Source organism: Streptomyces sp. NPDC001507, assembly GCF_042894765.1.
In the GTDB taxonomy this organism is placed as follows: domain Bacteria; phylum Actinomycetota; class Actinomycetes; order Streptomycetales; family Streptomycetaceae; genus Streptomyces.
On sequence record NZ_JBIAVV010000012.1, the window covers coordinates 120,068 to 144,987 of the forward strand.

Genomic DNA, 24,920 nt, shown 5'->3' on the forward strand with positions numbered 1-24,920 from the left:
TGACTCCCGCCGGGCGGGATCGCGCGGCGCTGGGCCGCGAGCAGGCGCGGGAGACCAGCCGGTGGATCGAGGACCTGCTCGGTCCGGAGCGCCTCGCGACCCTGACGCTGCTGCTCAAGGAACTCGGCGACGCGGGCCGCGAGCAGTGGGCCGCGACGCGTCGGCCCCCAAGTCGCCGAGCCACGCCCGGCGGACGGGCCCAGCGGACGAGCCCGGTGTGCGGGCTCAGCGCACGGGCGAGTCGACGCGCTGGAGGATGCGCTCGGCGTCCTGGCCGAGCCGGCGCAGGGCGCTCGGCGGACAGGTTGTCGACGACGAGGCGGCGCACGTCGGCCGCGTGCCCGGGTGCGGCCGACTCCCGCTTGGCCATGCCCTCGGGCAGGAGGACGGCGTTGGTGAAACGCCCGTCCTGCGGGTCCGGCTCGCGCCGGACGTAACCGCGCTTCTCCAGCCGCTTCACGAGGTGCGAAAGGCGGGACAGCGAGGAGTTGACGACCTCGGCCAGGGTGCTCATCCGCAGGGTCCGGCCGGGGGCCTCGGAGAGCATCGCCATGGCCATGTACTCGACCGTGCTGAGGTCGGCGTCCCGCTGCAACTGGGCGTCGAGGGCCCAGGGCAGCCGGGTGATGAGCCGTACCACCGACATCCACGAGGCCAGTTCGGCGGGGGTGAGCCACAGGTCGGCGTGCTCGTCGTCGGGCCGAGGCCGGTCGGGTGCGGTCACTTCGGGAGCGCACCAGCTCACTTGAGCCTTCATGTCATGCCGACGGTCCCGTCAGGTACCGGCCCTTGCCGTCGTACGGCCAGACGTTGGGCAGGCAGCCGTGCATGCCCTTGATCTGCTGCATCATCACCGGGGCCGGACGCCCGGGTCCGGGGCAGCCGACGTGCCCGTGGCCGAGGAAGTGGCCGACCTCGTGGTTGATGATCAGCGCCCGGTAGTCCTTGACACGGTGGGCGTAGACCGGGGTCGCGAGCAGCCAGCGCCTGAGGTTCACCATGACCTGCCGGCCCACGTCGCAGTTGACCTCGCCCCCGGTGTCCAGCCCGTACTCCCCGCAGATCCTGTCCACCGTCCCGGGCGTCGCGACCCGGACGGCGAAGTCGGCCGGACCGCTCGACACCCGCTGGAACGCCGAGCGGCCGTCGGCGGTCCAGCCGCGCGGGTCGGCCAGGATGCGCTCGACCTGCCGGGCGACGTCCGCGGTGGAGAGGCCGATGCCCTTCTCGACGTCGACCCGGTAGCGCAGGAGCGTGCCGCTGCCGACCCGGGTGCTGCCGCCGGCCGCGGTGACGAACGTGCCCGGCCCGGTGGCCGGGATCTCCGGCGTGGTCGAGACGGTGGGGCCCGGGGAGACGGAGCCGGTGGCCGGTCCGGGCGAGGGCGACCGGGAGCCGCGCGCCGGACCGGTGGCGCCGGCCTGACCGGACCGGGCCCGTTCGGTGGGCCCACCCTTGTCGCCGGCGTGCGGCGCTCCCGCACCGGACGATCCCGCGTCGACGGCCGCGAACCCGGCGGCCCCCAGAACCGCCAGCGCGGCCACCGCCCCCAGGAGAGACCCCCTCCCTTTCCGGTCGCGGTGGACGGCATGGGAGGGGCCGCTTCGGCGGCGGCCACGGGAGGAACGTGCTGTGCTCGTGGTCATGACCGTCAGGCTGTGATCGGGATGTGATCGGACCTGGCGCAAGCGATAACGGAAAGATAACGGGCGAGACGTTGCCGGTTTATATGATCATCCCGTAACAAACGGACAGCTGTACGGATCTCATGCGGATACTGAGTGCATGCCACGCGTTCTGCTGATCGAAGACGACCGTGCCGTCCGGGAGGGGGTGGCCCTCGCCCTGCGCCGCCAGGGGCACGAGGTCGCCGCCGTCCCGACCGGGGAGGACGGGCTGGAACGGGTGCGGTCCTTCCGGCCGGACGTCGTGGTGCTGGACCTCATGCTGCCTGGGCTGCCCGGACTCGACGTGTGCCGCCGCATCCGCGGCCTCGACCAGACCCTGCCGATCGTCATGGCGACCGCGCGCGGCGACGACGAGGACATCGTCGTGGGCCTGGAGGCGGGCGCCGACGACTACGTCGTCAAGCCCGTGCAGGCGCGGGTGCTGGAGGCCCGCATCCGGGCCGTGCTGCGCCGGGCGGGCGGCCCGCCGGCCGAGGGCGGCATACCGAAGATCTACACCTACGGGGACCTGTCCGTCGACCGGGCCGGGCTTTCGGTCGCCCGCGCCGGGGTGCCCATCCCGCTCGCCCCCTCCGAGCTGCGGCTGCTGCTCACCCTGTCCGCCTCGCCGGGGCAGGTGTTCAGCAGGCAGCAGCTGCTGGAGGCGGTGTGGGAGCACAGCTACCACGGGGACGCGCGCCTGGTGGACGCCTGCGTGCGGCGGCTGCGCGCCAAGATGGGCGAGCCGCCGCGCGAGCCGCGTTTCATCCAGACCGTGCGCGGCTTCGGCTACCGGTTCGCGGCCCGGTGAGACGCCCGCGTCTGCCGCAGCTGCGCGGTCTGCGGATCCGCCTGGTGCTCGCCTTCACCCTGGTCGCCGCCGTCACGGCCGCCACCACCGGCGCCCTGACCTTCCGCGAGGCCCGCACCGGTGTGCTCCAGCAGAGCCAGGACGCCGTGATCCAGCAGCTGCGCACCCAGGTCGGGCGCCTCGCCCCGGACATCGCCTTCCCGCCGGACCGGGCGGCGCTGGCCCGGTTCGCGGCGGACGTGGCCCGCTCCGAGCCCTCCGGGAGCTGGCGGGTGCTGGCCACCTACGGCCGCCTGAGCGCGACCTCGGCCCCCGGCGACCGCTTCGCCGAACTCACCCCGGCCATCCGCGAGGCCGTCGGCTCCGGCATGGCCACGGTCTTCCAGCGGGTGGCCGTCGGCGACCGCACCGCACTCGTCGTCGGCATGTCCGTCACCTTCGCCGAGGCACCCGCGAAGGGCGTCCATGCCTCCGGGGTGCACGTCTTCCTGACGGTCCCGCAGACCACGGAGCGCGCCTACGTCGACGCCCTGGTCACCGCCGCCGAACGCGCCGCCGTGCCCGCGCTGACGCTCGCCGTGCTGCTGGCGCTGCTCGCCGCGCGCGGGGTGCTGCGTCCGGTGCGGGCGCTGCGCCGCGCCACCCGCAGCATCGCCGAGGGCCGTCTGGACACCCGGCTCGCCGTCGACGGATCCGACGAACTCGCTGATCTCTCCCACACGTTCAACGAGACGGCCGCCGCGCTGGAGAAGTCGGTGGCCGAGCTGCGCGGCATGGAGGCCCGGGCTCGCCGGTTCGCCGCCGACGTGTCGCACGAACTGCGCACGCCCCTCGCCGCCATGTCCGCCGTCACCGACGTCCTCGACGAGGACGCCGCCCGCCTCGACCCGGACACCGCCACCGCCGTCCGCCTGATCAGCGAGGAGACCATGAAGCTGGCCCGGCTGGTGGACGACCTGATGGAGATCTCCCGTTTCGACGCGGGCGCCGCGGTGCTGAACCTGGACGAGATCGACCTCGCCGAGTCGCTGCGCCGCACCCTCGACGCCCGCGCCTGGACCGGCCTGGTGGAGTGCGAACTGCCGCCGCCCGGCGCCCTGCGCGGCCGCGTCGACCCGCGCCGGCTCGACGTCGTCGTGGCCAACCTGGTCGGCAACGCGCTGCGGCACGGCGCCCAGCCCGTCACCCTGCGCCTGTACGACGGCGGGGAACCCGGCGCGGGCACCGGCGGGGCACGGCTCGCGGTGATCGAGGTCCTGGACAGCGGCCCCGGCATCCCGGAGGACGTGCTGCCGCAGGTCTTCGAGCGCTTCTACAAGTCGGACGCCGCCCGCACCCGCACCGAGGGCAGCGGCCTCGGCCTCGCGATCACCGTGGAGAACGTCCGGGTGCACGACGGCACGGTCCGCGCCGCGAACCGGCCCGGGGGCGGCGCCGTCTTCACCGTACGGCTGCCCCTGCCGGCCGCCGAGCCGCCCCGGGAGGACCGGTGGTGACCGTCCGGCGCCGGGCCCGCCTCGCGCTCCTGGTCCCCGCGGCGGTGTGCGTCCTGGCCTCCTGCGGCATCCCCGCGACCGGTGTGGTGCAGGCGGGCGGTCCGGCCGCGGGTGTCGTGCCGGCGGCGCGGCTGTACTTCGTGCGGGACGGCGCGCTGATCGCCGTCCGGCGCCCGACCGACGCGCCGGGCGACGTGGAGTCGGCGGTGCGGGATCTGCTGCGGGGCCCGACCAGCGCGGAGTTGCGCAAGGGAGTGACCACGCGGCTGCCCCTGCCCACGGGCGCGCCGACGGCGGTCCCGGCCGTTCCGGCGGACGGCGGCACCGCCGTCGTGCCCGAGGCGAGGTCCTGGGCCGGTCTCGTGCGGGTGACCGCGAGGGCTGACCGGATCCTCGTCCGGCTGTCCTCCGCGGCGGGCGAGCCGGGCGATCCCGGTCTCGCGGCCGCGCAAATCGCGTGCACGGCCGACGCGGCACGGCGCGTGGCCGACCCCGGTGCCGAACCCGAACCGGTGACGGTCGCGTTCCCGGGCGGCCGGCGCGTCGAGGGAGCCGCGACGAGGTGCCCCGGCCTCTGACATCCGTCCGCGTCGGCACCCCCTCTCATCGCCCGGCCGGCGGCACGATCTCCCGCTTGAGGATCTTGCCGGTGGGTCCCTTGGCCAGGGCGCCCGCGAGCCACACCTTCCGCGGGTACTTGTAGGCGGCGACCCGGGCCTTGACGTACGCGCGCAGTTCCTCGGCCGTCGCGCGGGCCCCCGGCCGGAGCACGACCGCCGCTCCGACCTCCTCGCCCAGGTCCGGGTCGGGAATGCCGACGACCGCGGCGTCGGCGACGTCCGGGTGCTCGTAGAGCACGTCCTCGACCTCACGGGGGTACACGTTGTAGCCGCCCCGGATGATCACGTCCTTCTTCCGGCCGACGATCCAGAGGTACCCGTCCTGGTCCACCCGGCCGAGGTCCCCGGTGTGCAGCCAGCCGTCCCGGATCGTGGCGGCGGTCTCCTCGGGGCGCTGCCAGTACCCCTTCATGACATTGTGCCCGCGGACCGTGATCTCGCCCGTCTCCCCCCGCGGTACCTCCCTGCCGCCGTCGACGACCCGGACCCGCACCCCCGGGATCGGGGTGCCGACCGAGCCGGGCCTGGGTCCGGCCTGCTCGGTGTTGACCGAGACGACGGGCGAGGTCTCCGACAGTCCGTAGCCTTCGAGGACGACGCAGCCGAACGCGTCCTGGAAGTCGTACAGCACCTGGACGGGCAGTTCGGCGCCGCCCGCGAGACACACGCGCAGCCTGGAGGTGTCGTACCCCTCCTTGCCGGGCTGCCGTACGAGCCTGCTGTACACCGTCGGCACCCCGGCGAAGACGGTCACCGCGTGGGCGTCGAGGATGCCGAGGGCCTGCGCAGCGTCGAAGCGCGGGAGCAGGGTGAGGCACGCGCCGGAGGCCACGGCGGCGTTGAGGGTGCAGGTCTGCCCGAAAGCGTGGAACAGGGGCAGTCCGCCGAAGATCACGTCGTCGGCGGTGAGCCGGAACAGCCCGCTGGCCGCGATGCCGCAGTTCCGGTCCAGGTTGGCGTGGGTCAGCTCGGCACCCTTCGGCCGACCGGTCGTCCCCGAGGTGTAGAGGATCACCGCGGTGTCGTCGTCGTGACGGTCCGTCAGGTCCTCCTGGGGGCGGGCGGCTGGCGGCAGTTCGTCGAGGGCGCCCGGACGCACGACGACCGCCTCCGCGTCCACCTGCCGCGCACCCGCGATCGCCTCGTCGGCGAAGTCGTGCCAGACGAACAGCGTCCGGGCCCCGGAGTCGCCGAGGTAGTACCGGACCTCACGGGACTTGAGCAAGGGGTTCATCGGCACGACGACGCCGCCGGCCCGGAGTACGCCGTAGTAGACGACGGCGAACTCGGGAACGTTCGGCAGCATGAGCGCGACCCGGTCGCCGGGCCGCACGCCCCGGTGCTGGAGCAGTCCGGCCATCCGGGCGCTGTCCCGGTCGAGCGCGCGGTAGGAGACGGTGGTGTCCCCCAGGCGGAGCGCGGGGTGGTCCGGATGCGTCCCGGCGCTGTCGGGCACGTGGTGGGCGAGATTCATGGCGCAGGCCTTTCGACGAGCACTTTCCGGCCGTTTCTCAAGGGCTCGAACGAGGCGAGGGTAGGCCCGGAACGCACGGAAATCACTGGACTCCCGATACGACCCCGGAGCCCTAATTGGTGCCGCCGGACCACTCTGCGGCTAGCTTTGAGGCATGGCTGCGGAGCATCCAGAGGCCGCGAAACAACTGTCCGTGGTCGCGGAGAACGTAGGGTCACGCCTTCCGGAGGTCGGCCGTGACATCGGGGACTACGTCATCGCCGAGATACCGGAGCTCAGGGGCGACGCGACCATGGTCAAGATCCTGCGGGCGAGTATCACGGAGAACGCCGGCACATTGCTGCACGTCTTCGAGAACGACATTCCCCTGGAGAAGGTCGAGGGGCCCGCCGCCGCCCTCGAGTACGCCAGAAGACTCGCACAGCGGGGAATTCCGCTGAGCGCCCTGGTACGGGCCTACCGGATCGGTCACTGGCGTTTCCTGCAGTGGTGTCTGGACGAACTCAACCGGCAGAACGCCGCCGAGGACCTGGCCGTCGCGACCAACCGGCGCATGCTGCAGACGAGCTTCGGCTACATCGACCGGGTCACCGAGCATGTCATCGCGGTCTACCAGCACGAACGCGACAACTGGCTGCTCAGCCAGACCGCGGCGCGCGCCGCCCGGGTGCGTGACGTCCTGGCCGCGGGCGACGTCGACCTCAACCGGGTCGAACCGGCCCTCGGTTACCGGCTCCGGCAGCACCATCTCGGGCTGGTGGCCTGGCTGCCCACGCCCAGCGACGGGGGTGAGGGGCTCTCCCGGCTGCACCGGGTCGTCGACGAGATCGCCCGCCGGCTCGGCTGCTCGGCCCGGCCGCTGTGCGTCCCGCGGGACGCGATCGTGTCCTGGGCGTGGCTGCCGCTGGGCCGGGACACCGACGTCTCCTGGGAGCTGGTCTCGGCCGTGCTGGAGCACGGCGATCCCTCCGTCCACCTGTGCGCGGGGTGCGTCGGAAGCGATGTCGAGGGGTTCCGCGCCACCCACCGGCAGGCACTGCGCGCGCACGAGCTCGCGGCGGTGGCCGATCCGGTCCCCCGGTTCACCCCGTTCGCCACCGTGGCGCCCATCGCCCTGATGGCCTCGAACGTCGACGACATCCGCTCCTGGGTGTGGGGCGTCCTCGGTCCGCTCGCCGTCGACGACGAGAACAGCGCACGGCTGCGGGAGACCGCTCAGATTTTCCTGGACAACGGCTGCAGTTACACCGCGACCGCGAGCGCCCAGATCCTGCACAAGAACACCGTGCAGTACCGGATCCGCAAGGCCGAGGAGATCATGGGGCACCCGATCCAGAAGGAGCACACCGATCTGGAGATCGCGCTGCGTGCCGTCCAGTACCTCGGCTCCACGCTGCTGCGCACGAGTACCGGCTGAGCGGCGCGGCTCCCGTCAGCGGCCTTCCCAGTGGGGCTGACGCCGCTCCGCGAAGGCGTGGGCGCCCTCCTGGGCGTCGTGGGAGGCCAGCACCGGATCGGCGATGAGGTCCTGCTCGGCGAAGGCGTCCTCGTCGCTGAAGGCGCGCCGCTCGTTGACGACACGTTTCACTGCCGCCACCGCCAGCGGCGCGTTGAGCGCGATGCTGCTCGCCAGTTCGAGGGCCCGCTGCAACGCGTGGCCCGGTTCCGTGAGTTCGTTGACGAGGCCGAAGCGTTCGGCGCGCTCGGCCGGCAGGGTCTCGCCCGTGAGCAGGAGTTCCAGCGCGATGTTGTGCGGGATGCGCTCGGGCAGGCGCACCATGCCGCCCTCGGGCGGCACGATGCCGTAGCGGACCTCGGTCTGGCCGAAGGTCGCGTCGCGGGCGGCCACGATCATGTCGCAGGCCAGCGCCATCTCGGTGCCGCCACCCAGCGCGTAGCCCTCGACGGCGGCGATGAGCGGGGTGCTGATCCGGGCGCGGGTGATCCCCGCGAAGCCCCGTCCGCTCACGATGGGCTTGTCGCCGGCGGCGAAGGCCTTGAGGTCCATGCCCGCGCTGAAGACGCCGCCTGCCCCGGTGAGGATGCCGACCCTGAGGTCGTCGCGGGCCTCCAGCTGGTCGAGGGCGGCGGCGAGGGCGCGGGCGGTGGCACCGTCGACGGCGTTGCGGGCCGCGGGCCGGTCGATCGTGATCACGAAGATGCCGTCGATCTCCTGGGTCCGTACCGTCGGTGCGTTCGCGGTCGTGGTCATGACGTGTCTTCCTTCTCTCCCCCCGGTCCTGCTGCCGGTCCGCCACCCGGCCCTGCCGGCCGTACGGCTTCAGGCGACTGCCCGGGCCTTGCGCAGTTCCTCGATCCCCGCCTCGTCGTAGCCGAGGTCGTGGAGCACGGAGTCGGTGTGTTCGCCCAGGTCGGGCGCCGGGCGCGGGCGGACCTTCGGTTCCTGGTCGAGGCGTACGGGGCTGTCGACCGTCAGGTGCGGCTCCGTGCTGCCGTCGTCGATCGGCACGAGGATCCCGTTGGCCACGAGCTGGGGGTCGTGGGCGAACTCCTCGATCGTCTGGGCGACTCCGTAGGTGAGGCCCGCGGCGTCGAGCACCTGCCGCCACTCGGCCAGCGGACGGGCCGCGAACGTCCTGTCCAGCACACCGGCGATCTCGCCGGCGTGGGCGCGGCGGCTCTGCGAGTCGGCGTAGTGCGGGTTCTCGACGGCCTCGGGGTGGCCGATCGCCTGCAGGAAGAGGGGGACCTGCTTGTCCTCGTTGGCGAAGGCCAGCAGCAGCCAGCGGTCGTCCGCGGTGCGGTAGGCGTTGGCGAGCGCGTTCGGCGGGTCGGTCCGGTCGCTCGGGCGGGGGCCCTTCCCGCCGACCAATACGGCCTGCAGCCACATGCCGGCCGCCCAGGCGCCCTCGGCGACCAGCGACGCGGTGACGCGGGCGCCCTCGCCGGTCCGCTCCCGCCGGTACAGGGCGGTCATGATCCCGGCGAACAGGCTGATCGCCGTGGGGTGGTCGCCCGATCCGAACGCGTTCATCGCCGGGGGTGCGTCGTGCTGGCGTGTGATGTCCATGAGGCCGCTGCGGGCCCAGAACGCGGTCACGTCGAACCCGGGCAGGTGCGCGTCCGGGCCCTCCTCGCCGAAGCCGGTGACGTCGGCGTAGACGAGCCGGGCGTTGAGGGGGGCCAGGTCGTCGTAGTCCAGGCCGAGCTTCGCGCGGGTGTGCGGCGGGAAGTTGGTCACCAGGACGTCCGCCCAGGCGACGAGTCGTTCGACCACGGCCCTGGCGTCGGGTGCCTTCAGGTTGAGGGCGATGCTGCGTTTGTTGCGGTTGTCCAGCTGCCAGGGGTAGTTGACCCCTTCGACGCGGGGGTTCGGTGGCATGCGGCTGAGTGAACGGTAGGCGTCGCCGGCGCCCGGGGGTTCCACCTTGACGACGTCGGCGCCGAAGTCGCCGAGGATGGTGGCCGCGGCGGGCCCGGCGATGAAGCTCGCGAGATCGACGACGTGCAGTCCCTCCAGAAGGGGCGTGGTGCTCATGACGGCTCCCTGTCCTCGCTCTGTACCTGGTTCGTCCTCGCCGCGGCGCGCGCCGGGTCAGTGGTGGCCGGGTGCGGCGGGCACGAAGGCGCTGTAGCCGGTGATGTCACGGCCGACGATCAGCGCCTGCACGGTGTCGGTGCCCTCGTAGGTGTCGATCGCCTCGATGTCGCACAGGTGCCTGGCCACGTGGTAGTCGAGAAGGATCCCGTTGCCGCCGAGCATGTCCCGGGCGTCGGCGAGGATGGCCCGGGCCCGTTCGGTGTAGTGCATCTTGGCCAGCGCGACCCGGGGCATCGAGTACTCGCCCTCGTCCAGGAGCTGGCTCAGCCGGTACTGCATGCACAGCATGTCGGTGATGTCCGCGAGCATCCGCGACAGCCGGTACTGGATGAGCTGGAAGGCGGCCAGCGGCATCCCGAACTGCCTGCGCTGCTTCGCGTAGGCCAGGGCCGTCTCGTAGCCGGCGACGGCCGCTCCGATCGACTCCCAGGCCACACAGAAGCGGGAGGCCAGCAGGACCTTCTCGGTGTCGCGGAAGGTGTGGACGTTCGCCAGCCGGTTCGCGGCCGGCACCCGGACGTCGGTGAGGGATATCTGCGCGTTCTGGACGCAGCGCAGTGCCGTCTTGCCCTTGATGACCCGGGCGTCGAATCCCGGCGTGCCCTTCTCGACCACGTAGCCGCCCACGTGCCCGTCGTCGCCGCGGGCCCAGATGATCGAGTAGTCGGCGAAGGTCGCGTTGCCGATCCACCGCTTGTGGCCGTTGATGACGTACGAGTCGCCGTCGCGGTGCGCGGTCGTCTCGAGCTTGACCACGTCCGAGCCGTGCGTGGGCTCGGTCAGGCCGAAGGCGCCGAGCTTCTCCATCCGCGCCATCGCCGGCAGGAAGCGCTGTTTCTGTTCCTCGGAGCCCAGCAGGGCGATCGACATCATGGCCAGGGCCGAGTGGACCCCCATCATGGTGGAGATGCTCAGGTCGCCCCGGGCCAGTTCGAGGATGACCAGGCCGGCCGTCACGTTGCTCATCCCGGGGCAGCCGTACTCGGCGATCTGGAAGCCCGCGATGTCCAGTTGCGCCAGCTTGGGCACCAGCTCGAAGGGGAACTCCGCCCGCTCCCAGTACGGGTTGATGACCGGGACGACCTCCTGGTCCATGAACCGGCGGACCTTGTTCTTGAGGGCCCGCTGGTCGTCGGTGAGCAGGTTGTCCAGCAGGAAGTAGTCGGAGAACTCCGGTCCGCCCAGAACGGGCGGCTCCACCCCGGACGAGTTCCCGTCGGGGCTCGCGGGAGCGTGGCCCTGATCGGCTGCCGCGCCGTGTGCCGTCTTCATGTGCCGTTCCTTCCGGTCGGGACTCCCTGTGGGGCCGGTGCGGTCGACGCTAGGAGGCGGCGGGGGCGCAGCCACTGGGCGCAGGACACCAGATTGCCGACCGATTTGGTATCCCTGTACCAATTCGCACCCTCCAGTGCCCATTCGCCTGGGGCGGCGGTCCCGGGCGGCGCCGGGGACCGCCGGCCGAAGGGCCCTGTACCCCGGGACCAAGAACCCGCCCGATTCCTGGGCGCACAGCCCGATGCGCCGGCCCGTCCCCCGTCCGAGGGTGGTCGCGTGGCCGCCGCACGGCACCTCCACGGATCTCCGTGGCCAACGACCGGGAGCAGTGATCAGCCATGACATCGCACAGGCCCGTCCACCGCGTGGCGATCGTCGGGACCGGCACCATCGGTGCCAGTTGGGCGACGCACTATCTCGTCCGTGGCTTCGACGTCACGGCCACCGACCCCGCACCCGGCGCCGAGGCGGCCCTGCGGTCGTACGTGGCGGGCGCCTGGGACACGGCCGCCGCGATCGGGCTCGTCCCCGGCGCCTCACCGGACCGTCTCGGTTTCACCCCGGACCTGCGGCAGGCCGTCGCGGACGCCGACTTCGTGCAGGAGAACGCGCCCGAACGGCCGGAGCTCAAGGTCGAACTGTTCGCCGACCTCGACGAGGCCACACCACCGGACGCGATCATCGCGTCGAGTTCGTCGGGCATCACGATGAGCGCCATCCAGGCCGGCTGCCGGCACCCGGAACGGACCGTCATCGGCCACCCGTTCAACCCGCCGCACGTCATCCCCCTGGTGGAGGTGGTCGGCGGCACCGGGACCGCCCCGGAGACGGTCCGGGACACGATGACGTTCTACGCCGCGATCGGCAAGCGGCCGATCCACCTGAAGAAGGAACTCCCCGGGCACGTCGCCAACCGCATCCAGGTCGCGCTGTATCGCGAGGTCGTGTACCTGATCCAGGAGGGCGTGCTCGACGTGGCCGACGCCGACGACGCCGTGTCCTGGGGGCCGGGGCTGCGCTGGGGCGTCATGGGCCCGTCCCTGCTGTGGCACCTGGGCGGCGGCGAGGGCGGCATCCAGCACTTCATGGACACCCTCATGCCGCGCATGGCCGCTTCCTGGGACCAGTTGCGCGCCCCCGAGTTCACGCCCGAGCTCAGGGACACGATCGTGAGCGGTGTCCTGAAGGAGGCGGACGGGCACTCGGTCGACGAGTTGTCCGCCCGCCGTGACGCCATGCTCGCGGCCCTGCTGGCCGTGCGCGCGCGGCACGACCCGGCCGCGACCGCGAGCGGGCCGGACCCGGAGGAGGGACCGTGATGGCGGGCCGGGAGAGACTGTTCGTGCTGGAGGCCAGCGGCGGTGGCCGCCTGTTCTCGGTGCGCCCCGACGGCTCCGACAAGACGGTCCTCGTCACCGGGTGCCGGATCCCCGACGGCATCGCCGTGGACGTCGGCGCCGGGCACGTCTACTGGACGAACATGGGCGTCCCGGCGGAGAACGACGGCTCCGTCGAGCGCGTGGACCTGGACGGCGGCCACCGGACGACGATCGTCGCCGTGGGCACCACGCACACGCCGAAGCAGCTGCACCTCGAAGCCGCGGACCGGAAGCTGTACTGGGGCGACCGCGAGGGCATGCGCGTGATGCGCTGCGACCTGGACGGCTCGGACGTCGAGACCCTCGTCCAGACCGGCGAGGGCGACGAGGACCGCCGCGACGAGACCCGGTGGTGCGTGGGCGTCGCCGTCGACCCCGCCGGCGGACACCTGTACTGGTCCCAGAAGGGTCCGAGCGACGCGGGAGCCGGCCGGATCCTGCGGGCCGGCATCGCCCTGCCCGCCGGGCAGACACCGGACCGGCGCGACGACGTCGAGGTCCTGTTCGGCGGACTGCCGGAGCCGATCGACCTCGAACTCGACCTCGAGGCAAGGATGTTGTACTGGACGGACCGCGGGGACCCGCCCCGGGGCAACAGCGTCAACCGGGCCCCGCTGGACCCGCCGGACGGCCGCTGGACGTCCGAGATCCTCGTGGCCCACCTCATGGAGGGCATCGGCATCGCCCTCGACCCGGACGGTGACCGCATGTACGTGACGGACCTGGGCGGATCCGTCTACACGGCCGCCCTCGACGGATCGGACCGCCACGAGCTCCTCGTCGTCCAGGGCAACCTCACCGGCATCGCCCACGCCGTCCTGCGAACGGCGTGACAAGAGGCGCCCCGAAGGGGCGCGCCGAACTGCGCGGCCGGCCACGACGCCGCAGCCGGCCGGAGCCGACGGCACCCGGCCAGGACGCCCGGTCCCCGCCCGACGTCACGCACGGCCGGCGCTCGCCCGACGTCACGCACCGTGCGGGGCCCGTCGCGTCGTCCGCAGTTGCGGGCCCTTGATGGAGAGCCGGCCGCCGAACTGGGTGATCTGGGAGGCGGTCGCCGCGGCGAGCGTGATGGTGCGGGTGCGGGTGGCCGGGTGCGAGAGCCAGCGCGGTACGGCGTCGGGGGTGACGGAGACGGTGCGGTCGGCCGGGAGCGGGCTACCCCCGAGGCCCGTGACCCTGCCGGTCAGTCTGCGGACGTAGATGGTCGTCACCCCGCCGGTGCCCGGCCCCTTGAGCGTGGAGGTGGTCGCCGGCCTCGCCCGCAGGCGCATCGCCGAGCGGCCCCGGCCCGCGGTCAGATCGAGGTTGACGGCGTCCAGCGACCGTACGGTGAACTTCAGGGCCCGGACGCTTCCGGTCCCGGTGCGCAGCGAGACCACCCCGCGGAACCGGGCGCCGCGGAGCACGAGCCGGTCGGCGCGGAGCACGCAGGGGCCCTTCGCGGGCCGGGCCGGAGGCGACGAACCGAGCCGCGCGCCATCACTGCCGGACAGGTGCGGGACGTCGAGGCGCGGGAGCACGAGCACGGCGACCACCGCCAGCGCGGCCGCCAGGGGCCGGGCCGCACGACCGGACACGCGGCCGGCCGTACGCGCGCACGGGTCAGGTGCCACTGCGCTCCTCCCCCGCCGCGGCCGTCGGCGCGGACCGGTGGTCCGGTGCCGTCGGCGGTTCACCGGCCGGGGGCGGCAGCCAGGCACAGGCCAGGGAGCCGCCGACCAGGCCGAAGGCCACACCGAGGAAGAGACCGCCGAAGTTCGCGACGGGGAAGGAGACGACGGCGAGCAGCAGGGTGGCGATCCCGGCGAACACCCGGAGATGGGGGCGCCAGCAGAGCGCGATGCCCAGGGTCAGGAGCAGCGTTCCGATCAGCAGGGAGCCGGCGCCGGAGGTGGTCGACAGGGCGAGCGGAATCCCGCCCAGATTCAGGTTCGCGTACGGCCAGTAGAGGATGGGCAGACCGGCGGCGAAGGTGAACAGCCCGGCCCAGAAGGGACGTTCGCCACGCCAGGTGCGGAACCTGGGCCGGAACTCCGGCGCTCTGGCGAGCAGTTCACGTCCTCTGCCGAAAGGGTTGGTGATCACGCGTCCTGTCCTGATGAGTGCGGTTACGGTCCCCGTGCACAGCGGCCACCCGGGTCAGAAGCATGCGTGGTCGCCGTGCTCGACCCGCAGTCGCAGACCGGGAACGTTGAGGGTGCCCGCGGAGACCGCGACCGCGGTCACCCGCACGTCGTCCAGGGTGGTCGTCAGCGACTGCTGGGCGACGCCGTCGGGATCGAAGAAGCGCGAGTCCCGGTCCCCCGGCCTGATCGGGCCCTTGGTGACGGCCCCCTGCGCGACGCCGATGTCGAGGCTGCCGAAATCCGCCTCGGCGACGGACTCGCTCGTCGCGTCGATGAACAGGTTCGAGGCCTCGGCCGGGCGGCTGTCACCACCGGTGAGCCGCAGCGTCTGGGTGCCCAGCACGGGGACGTCGACGACGACGGACTGGCACAGCCCGCTGAGCGTGGCGTGCCGGAACCCGGAGACCACGACGGGCACGAGTTCGTGCTTCCTCGTGACGTCCACCATGCCGTAGAGGCTGAAGCCGCGGGCCGTCAGTCTGTCGGCGGCGACCTGGAACTGCTGTCCGGAGATGAAGAACGAGGCGGCGAGCGCCCCTTGTGCCATGGCGACGCCCACGGCCGCGCAGGCGGCGACGCCGGGCACCAGGACCACCGCGAAGCGTCTCCAACGGGTTCTTCCGGCGCGGTGCGACATCCCGTCTCCTTCGGTCGTGAGGTGGTCCCACCCATGCCGACAAGGCAGCAGATGCACCGTTCGTCCGGTGATGGATCCTAGGCTCCCGGCTGCGCCGACCGACTGCACGCCAGGCCCGCCGGACGAGTGACGCAAGTTCTGCTGCTCTCTTCGGGTGACCGAGCCGGTGCCCCGCCCTCAGGACGCGAACGGCACCTGCGCCGACGGCACTTCACCCGTTCCGGCCGGGTGCCGCCACACGCCCTGCGCGGCCAGCCGGGGCAGCACCCCTTCGCCGAACCAGTACGCCTCCTCGAGATGCGGGTACCCGGACAGCACGAACTCCTCGATGCCCAGCGCCGCGTACTCCCTGATCCGCTCGGCGACCTCGTCGTGGGAGCCGACCAGGGCGGTGCCGGCGCCGCCCCGGACCAGCCCGATGCCCGCCCAGAGGTTGGGGTGGATCTCCAGCGCGTCCCGCCGGCCGCCGTGCAGCGCCAGCATCCGCTGCTGCCCCTCGGACTCGCTGCGGGCGAGCCCCGACTGCACCGACCGCACGGTCTCCGGGTCGAACCCGTCGAGGAGCCGGCCGGCCTCGGCCCACGCCTGCTCGGAGGTGTCCCGGGTGATGACGTGCAGCCGGATCCCGAACCGCAAGGTGCGCCCCTGCTCCGCCGCGAGCCCCCGGATCCAGGCGATCTTCGCGGCGACCTGGGCAGGCGGCTCCCCCCAGGTCAGGTACACGTCGACGAAGCGGGCGGCGACCTCGCCCGCGACCGGCGAGGACCCCCCGAAGTACACCTCGGGCACCGGCTCCGGCACCCGGGCCAGCCTGGCGTCCTCGACCCGCAGGTGCTCCCCGTCCAGGTCGACCGCCTTGCCCTCCCACAGTCCCCGTACGATCTCCAGGAACTCCCCGGTACGGCGGTACCGGGCGTCCTTGTCGAGGAAGTCCCCGTAGGCCCGCTGTTCGTGGCTCTCGCCGCCGGTCACCACGTTGAGCAGCAGGCGTCCGCCGGTCTGCCGCTGGAAGGTGGACGCCATCTGCGCGGCGAGCGTCGGTGAGACGAACCCGGGCCGGAAGGCGACCAGGAACTTCAGCCGCTCGGTGTGCTGGCTGACCATCGCCGTGGTCAGCCAGGCGTCCTCGCACCAGGCGCCGGTCGGGGTGAGCGCCCCCACGAAGCCGAGGTCCTCCGCGGCCCTGGCGATCTGGCTCAGATAGGCGACCGTGGGCGGCCGGTCCCGTCCGGAGGCCGTCGCCGGGGTGCCGTGACCGCCGCCGACGACGTGCCGGCTGTCCCCGTTGGTGGGCAGGAACCAGTGGAAGGTGAGGGACACGGGGGTCTCCGATCGAGAGGGGGCGTGGGGTCACAGGAGGCCGTGGCGGGGCGGCCGGGTGCCGTTGAGGACGTACCGGCCGATGTGCTGGATCTTCCAGCGGGCCGGATCGTGCAGGGTGTGGGTCCGGGCGTCCCGCCAGTGCCGGTGCAGATTGAGGGAGTCGAGGGCCGAGCGGGTGCCGGACACCTCGAAGAGCGCCCCGGCGACGGTCACGGCCGTCTCGGCCGCCTGCACCTTCGCGGCGGCCACGGCGACGGACGCCTCGGCGGCCGACTCGTCGGTGAGGTCGGCGCCGGCCGTGTCGACCGCGCGGGCGGCCTCCCGCAGCAGGGCCTCGGACGCCCTTACCTGGACGGCGAGTTCACCGAACCGCTGGATCAGCAACGGGTCCTCGGCGGCGGACTCCACCCCGCTCTCGAACCAGGGCCGGCTCTTGGTGCGCACGAACTCCGCGGCCTCCGCCAGCGCTCCCCCGGCGATCCCGACATCGATGGCAGCGTGCAGCAACTGGGCCACTGCACCGTGGAGTTGAGGCCCCTGGAAGGTGAGGTGGTGGGGCAGCACGCGGTCGGCGGGTACGGCCACGCCGTCCAGCCGGACGGTCCCGCTGGCGGTCGTACGCTGCCCCATGCCGTCCCAGTCGTCGACGACCGTGAGGCCGGGCGCGTCCCGGGGCACGTACGCGACGTGCAGGTTGTCGTCCTCCGTGCGGGCCAGGACGGGGATCCAGTCGGCGAAGAGGGCGCCGGTGGAGTAGTGCTTGACCCCGGTCAGCAGATAGGTGCCGTCGCCCTGGCGCTCCAGGCGGGTGCGGATGTCCTGGACGTGTTTCGTGCCGGCCTCGGACTGGGCGTTGCCGAAGCGGCTGCCGGCGAGCAGTTCGGCGAAGAAGAACTTCCGCTGCCCCTCGGTGCCCTGACGGCGGATCACGTTCACGTACACGAAGTGGCTCTGCGGGATCTGGGCGAGGCTGCCGTCGGCCGAGCCGAGGAGGCGGAAGATCTCCGCGAGGGTCGGGGCGTCGACGTCCGCGCCGCCGTACTCGGCGGGCGCCGTGACACCCAGCAGGCCGGAGGCGGACAGGCGGTCCAACTCGGTTCGGGGCAGCCTGCGTTCGGCGTCCCGTGCGGCGGCTCCGGCCCGGAACCCGTCGGCCAGGGCCGCCGCCACGGCGAGGGCCTCGGCGGCGTCGGCGATGACGTGGGCGGCCATCGGGTCAGCTCGCCACGGCGAGGACGGGGGTGCGGCCGGGCAGCGCGGCGGAGAACCGGTCGACGATCGGGGCGAGGGCCTCGGCGGCGGCCGGTGCCAGGGCCAGGGTGCCGTCCTCCCCCACGGTGATGTCCTTGTCGAGGGTGAACCAGCCCTGGACTATGTGGGCGGCGCCCATGGAGTTGAGGACCGGGCGCAGTGCGTAGTCGATGGCGAGGACGTGTGCGACGGAGCCTCCGGTGGCCAGCGGCAGCACGGTCTTGCCGGTGAGCGCGTACTGCGGGAGCAGGTCGAGGAGGGCCTTGAGGATTCCGGAGTACGAGGCCTTGTAGACCGGGGTGCCGACCACCACCCCGTCGGCGCGGGCGAACAGCTCGGTCGCCTCGACGATCGCCGGATGCCGGAAGTCGGCGCCGAGCAGGGCATCGGCGGGGATGGTGCGGACGTCGAGCGGGACCACCTCGTGGCCCTGGGCGGTCAGCCGCTGGTCCAGGTGGCGCAGCAGGCGGCCGGTGCGGGAGGAGGCGGAGGGACTGCCGGAGACGGACAGGACGGTGGCCATGGAGCTGCCTCTTTCGTGGCTTCGCGGTGGCGGGAGGGTCAGGCGTGGGCCCGGGCGGGCCCGGGCTCCTGGTCGGGGAGCTGCGCCTCCAGTTCGCGGACCAGGGGCAGCACCCGCCTGCCGAAGTACTCGACCTCCTCGTGGTAGTGCAGGAAGCCGAGCAGGAGGAGGTCTACGCCGAGCTTCCGGTAGGCGACGATGCGCTCGGCGATCTGTTCCGGGGTGCCGATGAGGCCGGTGCGGAAGCCGTCGTTGTACTGGACGAGGTCCTCGAAGGTGGAGTCCTGCCACATGCCCTTGCCGTCGGCGGCGGACTGGCCCGCCTGCTTGACGGCGGCGCCGAAGCCCTCGACGGCCTCGCTGTCCGCCTTGGCGATGATCTCGCGGAGGGTGTCGCGGGCCTCGGCCTCGGTGTCGCGGGCGATGAGGAAGCCGTTGAGGCCGAACTTCGGTGGCGTGCGACCCGCCTCGGCGGCGGACTTGCGGACGTCGTTGAGTTGCTCGACGACCCCGTCGAAGTCCTTGCCGTTGGAGAAGTACCAGTCGGAGACGCGGCCCGCCATGGCGCGGGCCGCGGTGGAGTTGCCGCCCTGGAAGATCTCGGGGTGCGGGCGCTCGGGGGTGTTGAGCGGCTTGGGCTTGAGGGAGAAGTCCCGCAACCGGTAGAAGTCACCGGCGAGTTCGGTGTGGTCCTCGGTCCAGATCTGGCGCAGCGCCCGGATGAACTCCTCGGCGCGGCGGTAGCGTTCGTCGTGCTCCAGCCAGGGCTCGCCGAGCGCGGTGAACTCGCCCTTGAACCAGCCGGAGACGACGTTCACGGCGAACCGGCCGTTCGAGAGGTGGTCGGCGGTGGCGCCGAGCTTGGCGAGGACGCCGGGATGCCACAGACCGGGGTGGACGGCGGCGATCACCTTCAGGCGCTCGGTGGCGAGCAGCAGCGCGAGGCTGAAGCTGGTCGACTCGTGCTGGAACTCGGCGCCGTAGCTGGCCATGTAGCGGACCTGGCTGAGCGCGTACTCGAAGCCGTTGTTCTCGGCGAGGACGGCGAGTTCGCGGTTGTAGTCGTATCCCCAGTCGGTGCGCTGCTCGATCCTGCTGGTGACGAGTCCGCCACTGACGTTGGGGACCCAGTAGGCGAATTTCACGGGCGCGACGGGCATGCGGAGCTCCTGTTGCGAGTTTTCGGGCACGCGAGAATTCACGAGGCCCGGCGCGGTGCGGGCGCGGCACGGTGAATTCAGGCGGGAAAAGGAGAGGGGAAGAGGGCGCGGCGGATCTTGACGGGGTGGTGATCAGGCCGCGGCGCAACAGGAGGCGCTGGAGACGCGCGCGAGGTCGACGTGGCGTCGCCGCGTGAGGTCCAGTCGCATCTTCATGCCGTCGATGCTCGCAGCCGGCGCCGCGGGCCGTCAAGGAAAACCCGACCGTTCTCGCATCGCGGACCATTGAATTTCACGAACGTGTGACAGGGAAACCCTTGAACGCGCCCGGAATGGCGGCGCATTCTGCCGGGGTGCGGACCGAACAGCTGGAATACATAGCGGCCGTGACCCGGCTCGGCTCGCTGCGCCGGGCGGCGGACGAACTGCGCCTGTCGCAGCCCGCGTTGAGCGAGACCGTGCGGAACCTGGAACGGGAGCTGGGCATCGACCTGCTGGAGCGCAAGCGGACCGGGGCGACGATGAGCGCGGCGGGTCAGGAGCTGATGCCGCACATCGTCCAGGTGCTGGAGGCGGTGGACCGGCTGCGGGTGGCGGCGGGCGAGCAGCACCGGATCAGCCGGATGGTGCGGGTCGGCACGGTCAACGCGGCGACAGTACCGCTGCTCATCCCGGTGCTGCGGGACTTCCGGGCCACGCATCCGGTCACCCAGGTCGAGGTGGTGGGCGCCCAGCAGACGGAGATCCACCGGGGGCTCGCCGAGGGCGGTTTCGACCTGGGGCTGGTGAATCATCTCGACGGCGACGACGTGCCCGCCGGTTTCGAGGCCACCGAACTGCTGCGCGGGCGGCCGGTGGTGTGCGTACGGCCGGACAGTCCGCTCGCGGGCCTGACCGAGGTGTCGGCCGACGACCTGCTCACGGTGCCGTTGATCGCCATGCGCACCGGGTATGTGATGCACCGCTACGTGCACCGGCTGCTGGCGGACCGCACCCCCGTCTTCTCGTACTCGACGGACGGGGCCGAGATGGGCAAGCTGATGGTCGCGGAGGGGCTGGGCGCGACGGTGCTGCCGGACTTCAGCGTGGTCGGGGATCCGCTGGAGCGCGGCGGGACGATCGTGTGCCGGCCGCTGGCCGGGGACGCCACCGAGGTCGTGCTGATGCTCCAGCGCCGGCGGGCCGAGTCGGTACCGCAGGCCGCACGGGACCTGTACGAGACGTTCGTGCGCCGGGCGGCCGAACTCTGAGCGGGTGCGGCGCCCGTCAGGGGGCGCGGGGAACTGCGCGACCAGCCACGACGGCGCCGCAGACGACACACGGCAGCGTTCCGGCGGAGCGCTCGGCGAACCTCAGCTGTCGAGCGCGGTCAGGTGGGTCCGCAGCGCCGTGCTGATCTCCGCCGCCGCGGCGAGCTGGTCCGGCGTGAGGGCGGCCACGAACAGCTCCCGTACGGCGCGCAGATGCGGCAGGGACGCGTTGCGGAACGCCTCCGCGCCCTCCGGCGTGAGCACCACCTCGGCGCCCCGGCTGTCGGTGACGCACTCCTCGCGCCGGATCAGCCCGCGCCGCTCCATGCGGCCGATCTGGTGCGAGAGGCGGCTGCGCTCCCAGCCGACGCGGGCCGCGAGGTCGGAGGAGCGCAGCCGCCGCCCGTCCGCCTCGCGCAGGGCGAGGAGCACGGCGTAGTCGCCCGGCGACAGGGAGCTCTCGCGCTGCAGCCGGGACGCGAGCCCGGCGCGCAGCGCCTCGGTCGTCTCGATGAAGTCCCGCCAGATCCGCAGCTCTTCGGCGGTGGGGAGTTCCTTCCGTCGCGCTGTCATCGTGCCGCCGCTCCTCTTGTTGACATGTCAATCATATGCGAGCGATGATTGACGCGTCAACTAGTCGAAGGAGTCCGCCATGTCCGACCCAGTCCCCGTGTCCGACCTCGTCTTCGGTCTCGACACCTTCGGCGACGTGCCGCAGGACGACTCGGGAACCCTGGTGTCCGGCGCGCGGGCGATCCGGCAGGTCGTCGACGAGGCCGTGCTCGCGGAGGAGACCGGCGTCGACGTCATCGCCCTCGGCGAGCACCACCGCCCGGAGTACGCGATCTCGACCCCGGAGACGGTCCTCGCCGGCATCGCCACGCGCACCAGCCGCATCCGGCTGGCCTCCGGTGTGACCGTGCTGAGCTCCGACGACCCGGTCCGCGTCTTCCAGCGCTTCGCCACCGTGGACGCGCTCTCGAACGGCCGGGCCGAGGTCATCCTGGGGCGCGGGTCCTTCACCGAGTCGTTCCCCCTCTTCGGATACGACCTGAGCGACTACGACGTGCTGTTCGAGGAGAAGATCGAGCTGTTCGCCAAGCTCCTGGAGGAGAAGCCCGTCACCTGGAGCGGCGCCAAGCGGGCCCCGCTCGAAGCCGCCGACGTCTTCCCCAAGACCGAGTCGGGGCACCTGAGCACCTGGGTCGGCGTCGGAGGCACCCCCCAGTCGGTCATCCGCACCGCCCGTTACGGCTTCCCGCTCATGATCGCCATCATCGGCGGCTCGCCGGAGCGCTTCGCGCCGTACATCGACCTCTACCGGCGCGCCGCCGAACAGTTCGGGACGACCGCGCACCCGGTCGGGATGCACTCGCCGGGGTTCGTCGCCGACACGGACGAGGCGGCCCGGGAGCAGCACTGGCCGTACTACCGGGTCATCCGGGACCGCATCGGCGCGCAGCGGGGCTGGCCGCCGATCCGCAGGGAGGAGTACGAGGCCGAGATCGAGCACGGCTCCCTCTACATCGGCTCCCCGGAGACGGTCGCGCGCAAGATGGCCCGCGCGGTCGAGGCGCTCGGCGTCGGCCGGTTCGACCTCATCTACACCGGCGGGGCCCAGCAGATCAGCGCCCGCCTGCGCGCCGTCGAACTGTTCGGCACGAAGGTGATCCCGATGGTCCGCGACCTCCTCGCCGGCTGACGCCGTGCACGGAACGGACAAGGAGACGGCCGGCGTGCGCACGATCGGGATCCTGGGCGCCGGGAAGGTGGGCACCGTACTGGCCCGGCTGGCGCTGGCGGCCGGCTACCGCGTGCTGATCGCCGGGTCCGGCGACCCCGCCGCGATCGCCCTCACCGTCGAGGTGCTCACCCCCGGTGCCGTCCCGGTCCGCGCCGAGCGGGCCGCGGCGGAGGCGGACGTGGTGGTGCTGGCCCTGCCGCTCGGCAGGTACCGCGGCGTTCCCGCCGAAGCGCTGCGGGGCAAGCTCGTCGTCGACGCGATGAACTACTGGTGGGAGGTGGACGGCGTCCGCGCGGACCTCACCGACCCGCTGACCTCGTCCAGCCAGACCGTGCAGGCGTATCTGCCGGACTCGCGGGTGGTCAAGGCGTTCAACCACATGGGCTACCACGACCTGGAGGACGGCGCGCGGCCCGCGGGGGTGCCGGGCCGCAAGGCGGTCGCGATCGCCGGCGACGACCCGGACGCCCTCGCCGCCGTCGCGCACCTCGTCGACGCGCTCGGCTTCGATCCCGTCGTGGCGGGCCCGCTCGCCGAGGGGGTGCGGCTGGAGCCGGGCACCGAGCCCTTCGGCGCCGACGTGGGCGCCGGGGAACTGCGTGCGATGCTGGCCCGTTTCCCGGAGTCCGACCGCGGACGCGCCGTGCTCGCCGCACGGGCGGCCGCGGCGCGGACCGGACCCGCCGTCTGAACACGGGTACGACGAGGACGGCCTGCGCGTCCGGGCGCATCGTCCCGATCGTGCGGTACGGGCACGGTTCGTCCGCTTCGCCCCCGGTGTTTCGGTACGGTGGGTGCCGCTCCGCGGACGGGGTTCCGGTCCGGTTCCCCGAGCGCTGACACGGCATCACGGCCCGGGTGAGGAGACAGCATGCTCTCGGACTCGACCGACTCGATCGTCTTCGGCGCCGGGGGCTTCATCGGGCGCTCCCTGGTGGCGGAGCTCCTGCGGCGGGGCCACCGGGTGGCGGCCGCGGTGCGCGGCTCCGGTGCCGGGCTGACGGCATGGCTCGACGGGCAGGGCGTGGACCGCAGCGCTCTGACGGTGGTCCGGGCCGACCTCACCGTCCCCGGCCTGGGGCTGCCCGCGGACGGGCTGTCCGGGGTCCGGGACGTGTACAACACCGCCGCGCGCTTCGCGTTCGGCATCACCGCGGCCGAGGCCCGGGCGGTCAACGTGACCGGTGCCGTGCGGGTGGTCGGCTGGGCGGCGGGCCTGCCGAAGCTGCGCCGGGTGGTGCACATCAGCGGCTACCGCATGGCCGCCGCGGACGGGCGGCCGCCGGACTACCGGCGGCTGGGCGCGTACGAGGCGTCGAAGCAGGAGGGCGACGCCGCGGTCCGGGCCCGCGCCGGCGAACTGGGGGTCGCGCTGAGCATCGCCAATCCCAGTACGGTCATCGGGCCCGGCCAGTACCTCGGCCTGGCCGAGGTGGTCTCCGGGCTGTGGCAGGGCCGGCTGCGGGCCCTGCCCGGCGGCCCCGGTGTCTTCCTGCCGGTCGTGACCCTGGACCACTTCGTCCGGTTCCTGGCCGCGCTTCCGCAGGACCCCGGGAGCGCAGGCCGCGCCTACTGGGTGCTGGACGACTCCACCCCCGAACTGCCCGCACTGGCCGGCCTGCTCGCGGAGCACATGGGGGTGCGCTCCCCCGGCCGCTCGGTCCCGGTCGGTCTGCTGCGCAGGCTGCCCCGAGCGATCACCCGGGCGGATCCCGAGACCCTGTCGTTCCTGTCGACCGACCGCTACGACACGGCCGCCGCCCGCGCCCTGTCCGCGGCGCACGGACTGGCCATGCCGCCCGTGCGCACGGCGCTGCGCGAGTGGGCCGACGACCTGGTCGCCACCCGCTTCGGCCGCTCCGGCCCGGCCCGCCGCCCCTACGGCTTCCACGGTGTGGCGGGCACCCGCACCTGGGTGACCGGGGAACGGCGGCGCCCCGGATACGTGCTGCTGCACGGACTCCTGCTGAGCGCCGACGCCTGGGCCGGCACGGCGGACCACCTGGACGCGCCCGTGCTCGCGCCCGACCTGCCCGGCTTCGGCAGGTCGGGCACGGGCGCGGCAACCCTCGACGACTGGCTCGCCGACCTGCTGCGCCCGGTGGAGACCCGGCCGGTGCTGGTGGCGCACTCGCTGGCGTGCGGCCCCGCACTCCGCTACGCCGCGGCCCGCCCCGACCGCGTCGCGGCACTCGTCCTCGTCGCGCCCGCCTTCCTGCAGCGTCCGTCGGCCGCGGTTCTGCGCTCGCCGCTGGCCGTACCGCTGTTGCGCACCGCTCCCGCCTCCCGCCTGGCCCGTTCCCTGGGGCTGCCCGAGGGCCCGGGGCTCGACGCCCTCGCGGTGGACCTGCGGCGGGCCGGGGCCGCGCGCCGGGCGGTCGCCGCGCTCCGCGACGGCCACCGGCAGCGCGCCGAACTCGGCCGTGTGCTGCGGGAGTTGCGGCTGCCCGTGGACGTCGTCGCCGGGTCGGCGGATCCGCTCACCGAGCCCGTGGACCGGCCGGTCACGGTGATCGAGGGCGCCGGGCACTGCCCGCAGCTCACCCGCCCCGCGGCCGTGGCACGGCTTCTGGCGTCCTGCCGGGACCGGGCCGGCACCCGGTAGCGGCAGCTCCCGGA

The 24,920-nt window shown here is 72.9% G+C and carries 24 protein-coding genes and 1 pseudogene; 10 read left to right on the forward strand and 15 right to left on the reverse strand.

The genetic code is table 11. The features are described from left to right. Window positions 1-460 precede the first annotated feature (460 nt). Window positions 461-757 (reverse strand): annotated as a pseudogene (locus ACFY0K_RS34795) (hypothetical protein); the annotation flags it as partial. A 1-nt stretch (window position 758) separates the two neighbouring features. After that, on the reverse strand, window positions 759-1,535 hold the full coding sequence (locus tag ACFY0K_RS34800; RefSeq protein ID WP_390643365.1) for a DUF3152 domain-containing protein: 777 nt from the start codon (window positions 1,533-1,535) through the stop codon (window positions 759-761). 250 nt (window positions 1,536-1,785) lie between these two features. On the opposite strand from ACFY0K_RS34800, the gene ACFY0K_RS34805 reads away from it, so the two are divergent. From ACFY0K_RS34805 to ACFY0K_RS34815, 3 genes are read left to right on the forward strand one after another with little or no spacing between them, the layout of a single operon-like run. Continuing rightward, window positions 1,786-2,478, forward strand: coding sequence for a response regulator transcription factor (locus ACFY0K_RS34805; RefSeq protein ID WP_351956270.1), 693 nt, complete (start codon window positions 1,786-1,788; stop codon window positions 2,476-2,478). After that, window positions 2,475-3,974 (forward strand): ATP-binding protein, encoded by a 1,500-nt coding sequence (locus ACFY0K_RS34810; RefSeq protein WP_390643164.1) that lies wholly within the window; start codon window positions 2,475-2,477, stop codon window positions 3,972-3,974. The genes ACFY0K_RS34805 and ACFY0K_RS34810 overlap by 4 nt, the downstream gene beginning before the upstream one ends. Continuing rightward, window positions 3,971-4,552 carry a hypothetical protein gene (locus tag ACFY0K_RS34815; RefSeq protein ID WP_390643165.1) on the forward strand — a complete coding sequence of 194 codons (582 nt, stop codon included), beginning with the start codon at window positions 3,971-3,973 and terminating at the stop codon, window positions 4,550-4,552. Before ACFY0K_RS34810 ends, ACFY0K_RS34815 begins: the two co-directional genes overlap by 4 nt. A 25-nt stretch (window positions 4,553-4,577) precedes the next feature. Here ACFY0K_RS34815 and ACFY0K_RS34820 read toward each other — a convergent pair whose 3' ends face one another. Further along, on the reverse strand, window positions 4,578-6,068 hold the full coding sequence (locus ACFY0K_RS34820) for a long-chain fatty acid--CoA ligase (RefSeq protein ID WP_390643166.1): 1,491 nt from the start codon (window positions 6,066-6,068) through the stop codon (window positions 4,578-4,580). 154 nt (window positions 6,069-6,222) lie between these two features. Here ACFY0K_RS34820 and ACFY0K_RS34825 point away from each other — a divergent pair, with 154 nt between their 5' ends. Then, window positions 6,223-7,485, forward strand: a complete 1,263-nt coding sequence (locus tag ACFY0K_RS34825) for a PucR family transcriptional regulator (RefSeq protein WP_390643167.1) — start codon at window positions 6,223-6,225, stop codon at window positions 7,483-7,485. A 15-nt stretch (window positions 7,486-7,500) separates the two neighbouring features. Here ACFY0K_RS34825 and ACFY0K_RS34830 read toward each other — a convergent pair whose 3' ends face one another. The 3 genes from ACFY0K_RS34830 to ACFY0K_RS34840 all read right to left on the reverse strand — a co-directional run bounded on the left by ACFY0K_RS34830 (window position 7,501) and on the right by ACFY0K_RS34840 (window position 10,902). Continuing rightward, window positions 7,501-8,280: a crotonase/enoyl-CoA hydratase family protein gene (locus tag ACFY0K_RS34830; RefSeq protein ID WP_390643168.1), complete on the reverse strand. Its 780-nt coding sequence runs from the start codon at window positions 8,278-8,280 to the stop codon at window positions 7,501-7,503. A gap of 69 nt (window positions 8,281-8,349) precedes the next feature. Beyond that, the gene (locus ACFY0K_RS34835; protein WP_390643169.1) at window positions 8,350-9,567 is read right to left on the reverse strand and encodes a CaiB/BaiF CoA transferase family protein; all 1,218 of its coding nucleotides are present in this window, start codon (window positions 9,565-9,567) and stop codon (window positions 8,350-8,352) included. A gap of 57 nt (window positions 9,568-9,624) precedes the next feature. Beyond that, on the reverse strand, window positions 9,625-10,902 hold the full coding sequence (locus tag ACFY0K_RS34840; RefSeq protein ID WP_390643170.1) for an acyl-CoA dehydrogenase family protein: 1,278 nt from the start codon (window positions 10,900-10,902) through the stop codon (window positions 9,625-9,627). Between the two features lie 341 nt (window positions 10,903-11,243). Here ACFY0K_RS34840 and ACFY0K_RS34845 point away from each other — a divergent pair, with 341 nt between their 5' ends. Together ACFY0K_RS34845 and ACFY0K_RS34850 are read left to right on the forward strand one after the other, a co-directional pair. Next, window positions 11,244-12,224, forward strand: a complete 981-nt coding sequence (locus ACFY0K_RS34845) for a 3-hydroxyacyl-CoA dehydrogenase NAD-binding domain-containing protein (protein WP_390643171.1) — start codon at window positions 11,244-11,246, stop codon at window positions 12,222-12,224. After that, window positions 12,224-13,117: a 3-hydroxyacyl-CoA dehydrogenase gene (locus ACFY0K_RS34850; protein ID WP_390643172.1), complete on the forward strand. Its 894-nt coding sequence runs from the start codon at window positions 12,224-12,226 to the stop codon at window positions 13,115-13,117. The genes ACFY0K_RS34845 and ACFY0K_RS34850 overlap by 1 nt, the downstream gene beginning before the upstream one ends. Before the next feature lie 132 nt (window positions 13,118-13,249). On the opposite strand, the gene ACFY0K_RS34855 is transcribed toward ACFY0K_RS34850, so the two are convergent. From ACFY0K_RS34855 to ACFY0K_RS34890, 8 genes are all read right to left on the reverse strand, one after another. After that, entirely contained in the window at window positions 13,250-13,864 is a 615-nt protein-coding gene (locus tag ACFY0K_RS34855; protein ID WP_390643173.1) for a hypothetical protein, read from the reverse strand. A gap of 25 nt (window positions 13,865-13,889) precedes the next feature. Continuing rightward, on the reverse strand, window positions 13,890-14,372 hold the full coding sequence (locus ACFY0K_RS34860; protein ID WP_390643174.1) for a DUF6114 domain-containing protein: 483 nt from the start codon (window positions 14,370-14,372) through the stop codon (window positions 13,890-13,892). 54 nt (window positions 14,373-14,426) lie between these two features. Continuing rightward, entirely contained in the window at window positions 14,427-15,050 is a 624-nt protein-coding gene (locus ACFY0K_RS34865) for a DUF6230 family protein (RefSeq protein ID WP_390643175.1), read from the reverse strand. A 177-nt stretch (window positions 15,051-15,227) separates the two neighbouring features. Beyond that, the gene (locus ACFY0K_RS34870; RefSeq protein WP_390643176.1) at window positions 15,228-16,370 is read right to left on the reverse strand and encodes an LLM class flavin-dependent oxidoreductase; all 1,143 of its coding nucleotides are present in this window, start codon (window positions 16,368-16,370) and stop codon (window positions 15,228-15,230) included. Between the two features lie 30 nt (window positions 16,371-16,400). Next, window positions 16,401-17,585 carry an SfnB family sulfur acquisition oxidoreductase gene (locus ACFY0K_RS34875; protein ID WP_390643177.1) on the reverse strand — a complete coding sequence of 395 codons (1,185 nt, stop codon included), beginning with the start codon at window positions 17,583-17,585 and terminating at the stop codon, window positions 16,401-16,403. Window positions 17,586-17,589: 4 nt separating this feature from the next. Further along, window positions 17,590-18,147: an NADPH-dependent FMN reductase gene (ssuE, locus tag ACFY0K_RS34880; protein WP_390643178.1), complete on the reverse strand. Its 558-nt coding sequence runs from the start codon at window positions 18,145-18,147 to the stop codon at window positions 17,590-17,592. A gap of 38 nt (window positions 18,148-18,185) precedes the next feature. Continuing rightward, window positions 18,186-19,307 (reverse strand): dimethylsulfone monooxygenase SfnG, encoded by a 1,122-nt coding sequence (gene sfnG, locus ACFY0K_RS34885; protein WP_390643179.1) that lies wholly within the window; start codon window positions 19,305-19,307, stop codon window positions 18,186-18,188. Between the two features lie 132 nt (window positions 19,308-19,439). Continuing rightward, complete coding sequence (locus ACFY0K_RS34890) at window positions 19,440-19,523, reverse strand: putative leader peptide (RefSeq protein WP_350760414.1); 84 nt, start codon at window positions 19,521-19,523, stop codon at window positions 19,440-19,442. Window positions 19,524-19,660: 137 nt separating this feature from the next. On the opposite strand from ACFY0K_RS34890, the gene ACFY0K_RS34895 reads away from it, so the two are divergent. Then, the gene (locus ACFY0K_RS34895) at window positions 19,661-20,557 is read left to right on the forward strand and encodes a LysR family transcriptional regulator (protein WP_390643180.1); all 897 of its coding nucleotides are present in this window, start codon (window positions 19,661-19,663) and stop codon (window positions 20,555-20,557) included. A gap of 102 nt (window positions 20,558-20,659) precedes the next feature. Here the strand turns inward: ACFY0K_RS34895 and ACFY0K_RS34900 are convergent, their stop codons facing one another. Next, window positions 20,660-21,130: a MarR family winged helix-turn-helix transcriptional regulator gene (locus ACFY0K_RS34900; protein ID WP_390643181.1), complete on the reverse strand. Its 471-nt coding sequence runs from the start codon at window positions 21,128-21,130 to the stop codon at window positions 20,660-20,662. A 97-nt stretch (window positions 21,131-21,227) separates the two neighbouring features. On the opposite strand from ACFY0K_RS34900, the gene ACFY0K_RS34905 reads away from it, so the two are divergent. The 3 genes from ACFY0K_RS34905 (at window position 21,228) to ACFY0K_RS34915 (ending at window position 24,906) form a co-directional block, all read left to right on the forward strand. Then, window positions 21,228-22,259: an LLM class flavin-dependent oxidoreductase gene (locus tag ACFY0K_RS34905; protein WP_390643366.1), complete on the forward strand. Its 1,032-nt coding sequence runs from the start codon at window positions 21,228-21,230 to the stop codon at window positions 22,257-22,259. Between the two features lie 34 nt (window positions 22,260-22,293). Further along, the gene (locus ACFY0K_RS34910) at window positions 22,294-22,992 is read left to right on the forward strand and encodes an NADPH-dependent F420 reductase (RefSeq protein WP_390643182.1); all 699 of its coding nucleotides are present in this window, start codon (window positions 22,294-22,296) and stop codon (window positions 22,990-22,992) included. Window positions 22,993-23,172: 180 nt separating this feature from the next. After that, complete coding sequence (locus tag ACFY0K_RS34915) at window positions 23,173-24,906, forward strand: alpha/beta fold hydrolase (protein WP_390643183.1); 1,734 nt, start codon at window positions 23,173-23,175, stop codon at window positions 24,904-24,906. Window positions 24,907-24,920: the final 14 nt, after the last annotated feature.

What these genes read in the sequence shown, in the direction of transcription:
- ACFY0K_RS34850 (WP_390643172.1), top strand. Translation starts at nt 12,224, where the DNA reads ATGGCGGGCCGGGAGAGACTGTTCGTGCTGGAGGCCAGCGGCGGTGGC.
- sfnG (WP_390643179.1), bottom strand. Translation starts at nt 19,307, where the DNA reads ATGCCCGTCGCGCCCGTGAAATTCGCCTACTGGGTCCCCAACGTCAGT.
- ACFY0K_RS34820 (WP_390643166.1), bottom strand. Translation starts at nt 6,068, where the DNA reads ATGAATCTCGCCCACCACGTGCCCGACAGCGCCGGGACGCATCCGGAC.
- ACFY0K_RS34825 (WP_390643167.1), top strand. Translation starts at nt 6,223, where the DNA reads ATGGCTGCGGAGCATCCAGAGGCCGCGAAACAACTGTCCGTGGTCGCG.
- ACFY0K_RS34805 (WP_351956270.1), top strand. Translation starts at nt 1,786, where the DNA reads ATGCCACGCGTTCTGCTGATCGAAGACGACCGTGCCGTCCGGGAGGGG.
- ACFY0K_RS34865 (WP_390643175.1), bottom strand. Translation starts at nt 15,050, where the DNA reads ATGTCGCACCGCGCCGGAAGAACCCGTTGGAGACGCTTCGCGGTGGTC.
- ACFY0K_RS34890 (WP_350760414.1), bottom strand. Translation starts at nt 19,523, where the DNA reads ATGAAGATGCGACTGGACCTCACGCGGCGACGCCACGTCGACCTCGCG.
- ACFY0K_RS34875 (WP_390643177.1), bottom strand. Translation starts at nt 17,585, where the DNA reads ATGGCCGCCCACGTCATCGCCGACGCCGCCGAGGCCCTCGCCGTGGCG.
- ACFY0K_RS34915 (WP_390643183.1), top strand. Translation starts at nt 23,173, where the DNA reads ATGCTCTCGGACTCGACCGACTCGATCGTCTTCGGCGCCGGGGGCTTC.
- ACFY0K_RS34840 (WP_390643170.1), bottom strand. Translation starts at nt 10,902, where the DNA reads ATGAAGACGGCACACGGCGCGGCAGCCGATCAGGGCCACGCTCCCGCG.
- ACFY0K_RS34900 (WP_390643181.1), bottom strand. Translation starts at nt 21,130, where the DNA reads ATGACAGCGCGACGGAAGGAACTCCCCACCGCCGAAGAGCTGCGGATC.
- ACFY0K_RS34845 (WP_390643171.1), top strand. Translation starts at nt 11,244, where the DNA reads ATGACATCGCACAGGCCCGTCCACCGCGTGGCGATCGTCGGGACCGGC.
- ACFY0K_RS34830 (WP_390643168.1), bottom strand. Translation starts at nt 8,280, where the DNA reads ATGACCACGACCGCGAACGCACCGACGGTACGGACCCAGGAGATCGAC.
- ACFY0K_RS34835 (WP_390643169.1), bottom strand. Translation starts at nt 9,567, where the DNA reads ATGAGCACCACGCCCCTTCTGGAGGGACTGCACGTCGTCGATCTCGCG.
- ssuE (WP_390643178.1), bottom strand. Translation starts at nt 18,147, where the DNA reads ATGGCCACCGTCCTGTCCGTCTCCGGCAGTCCCTCCGCCTCCTCCCGC.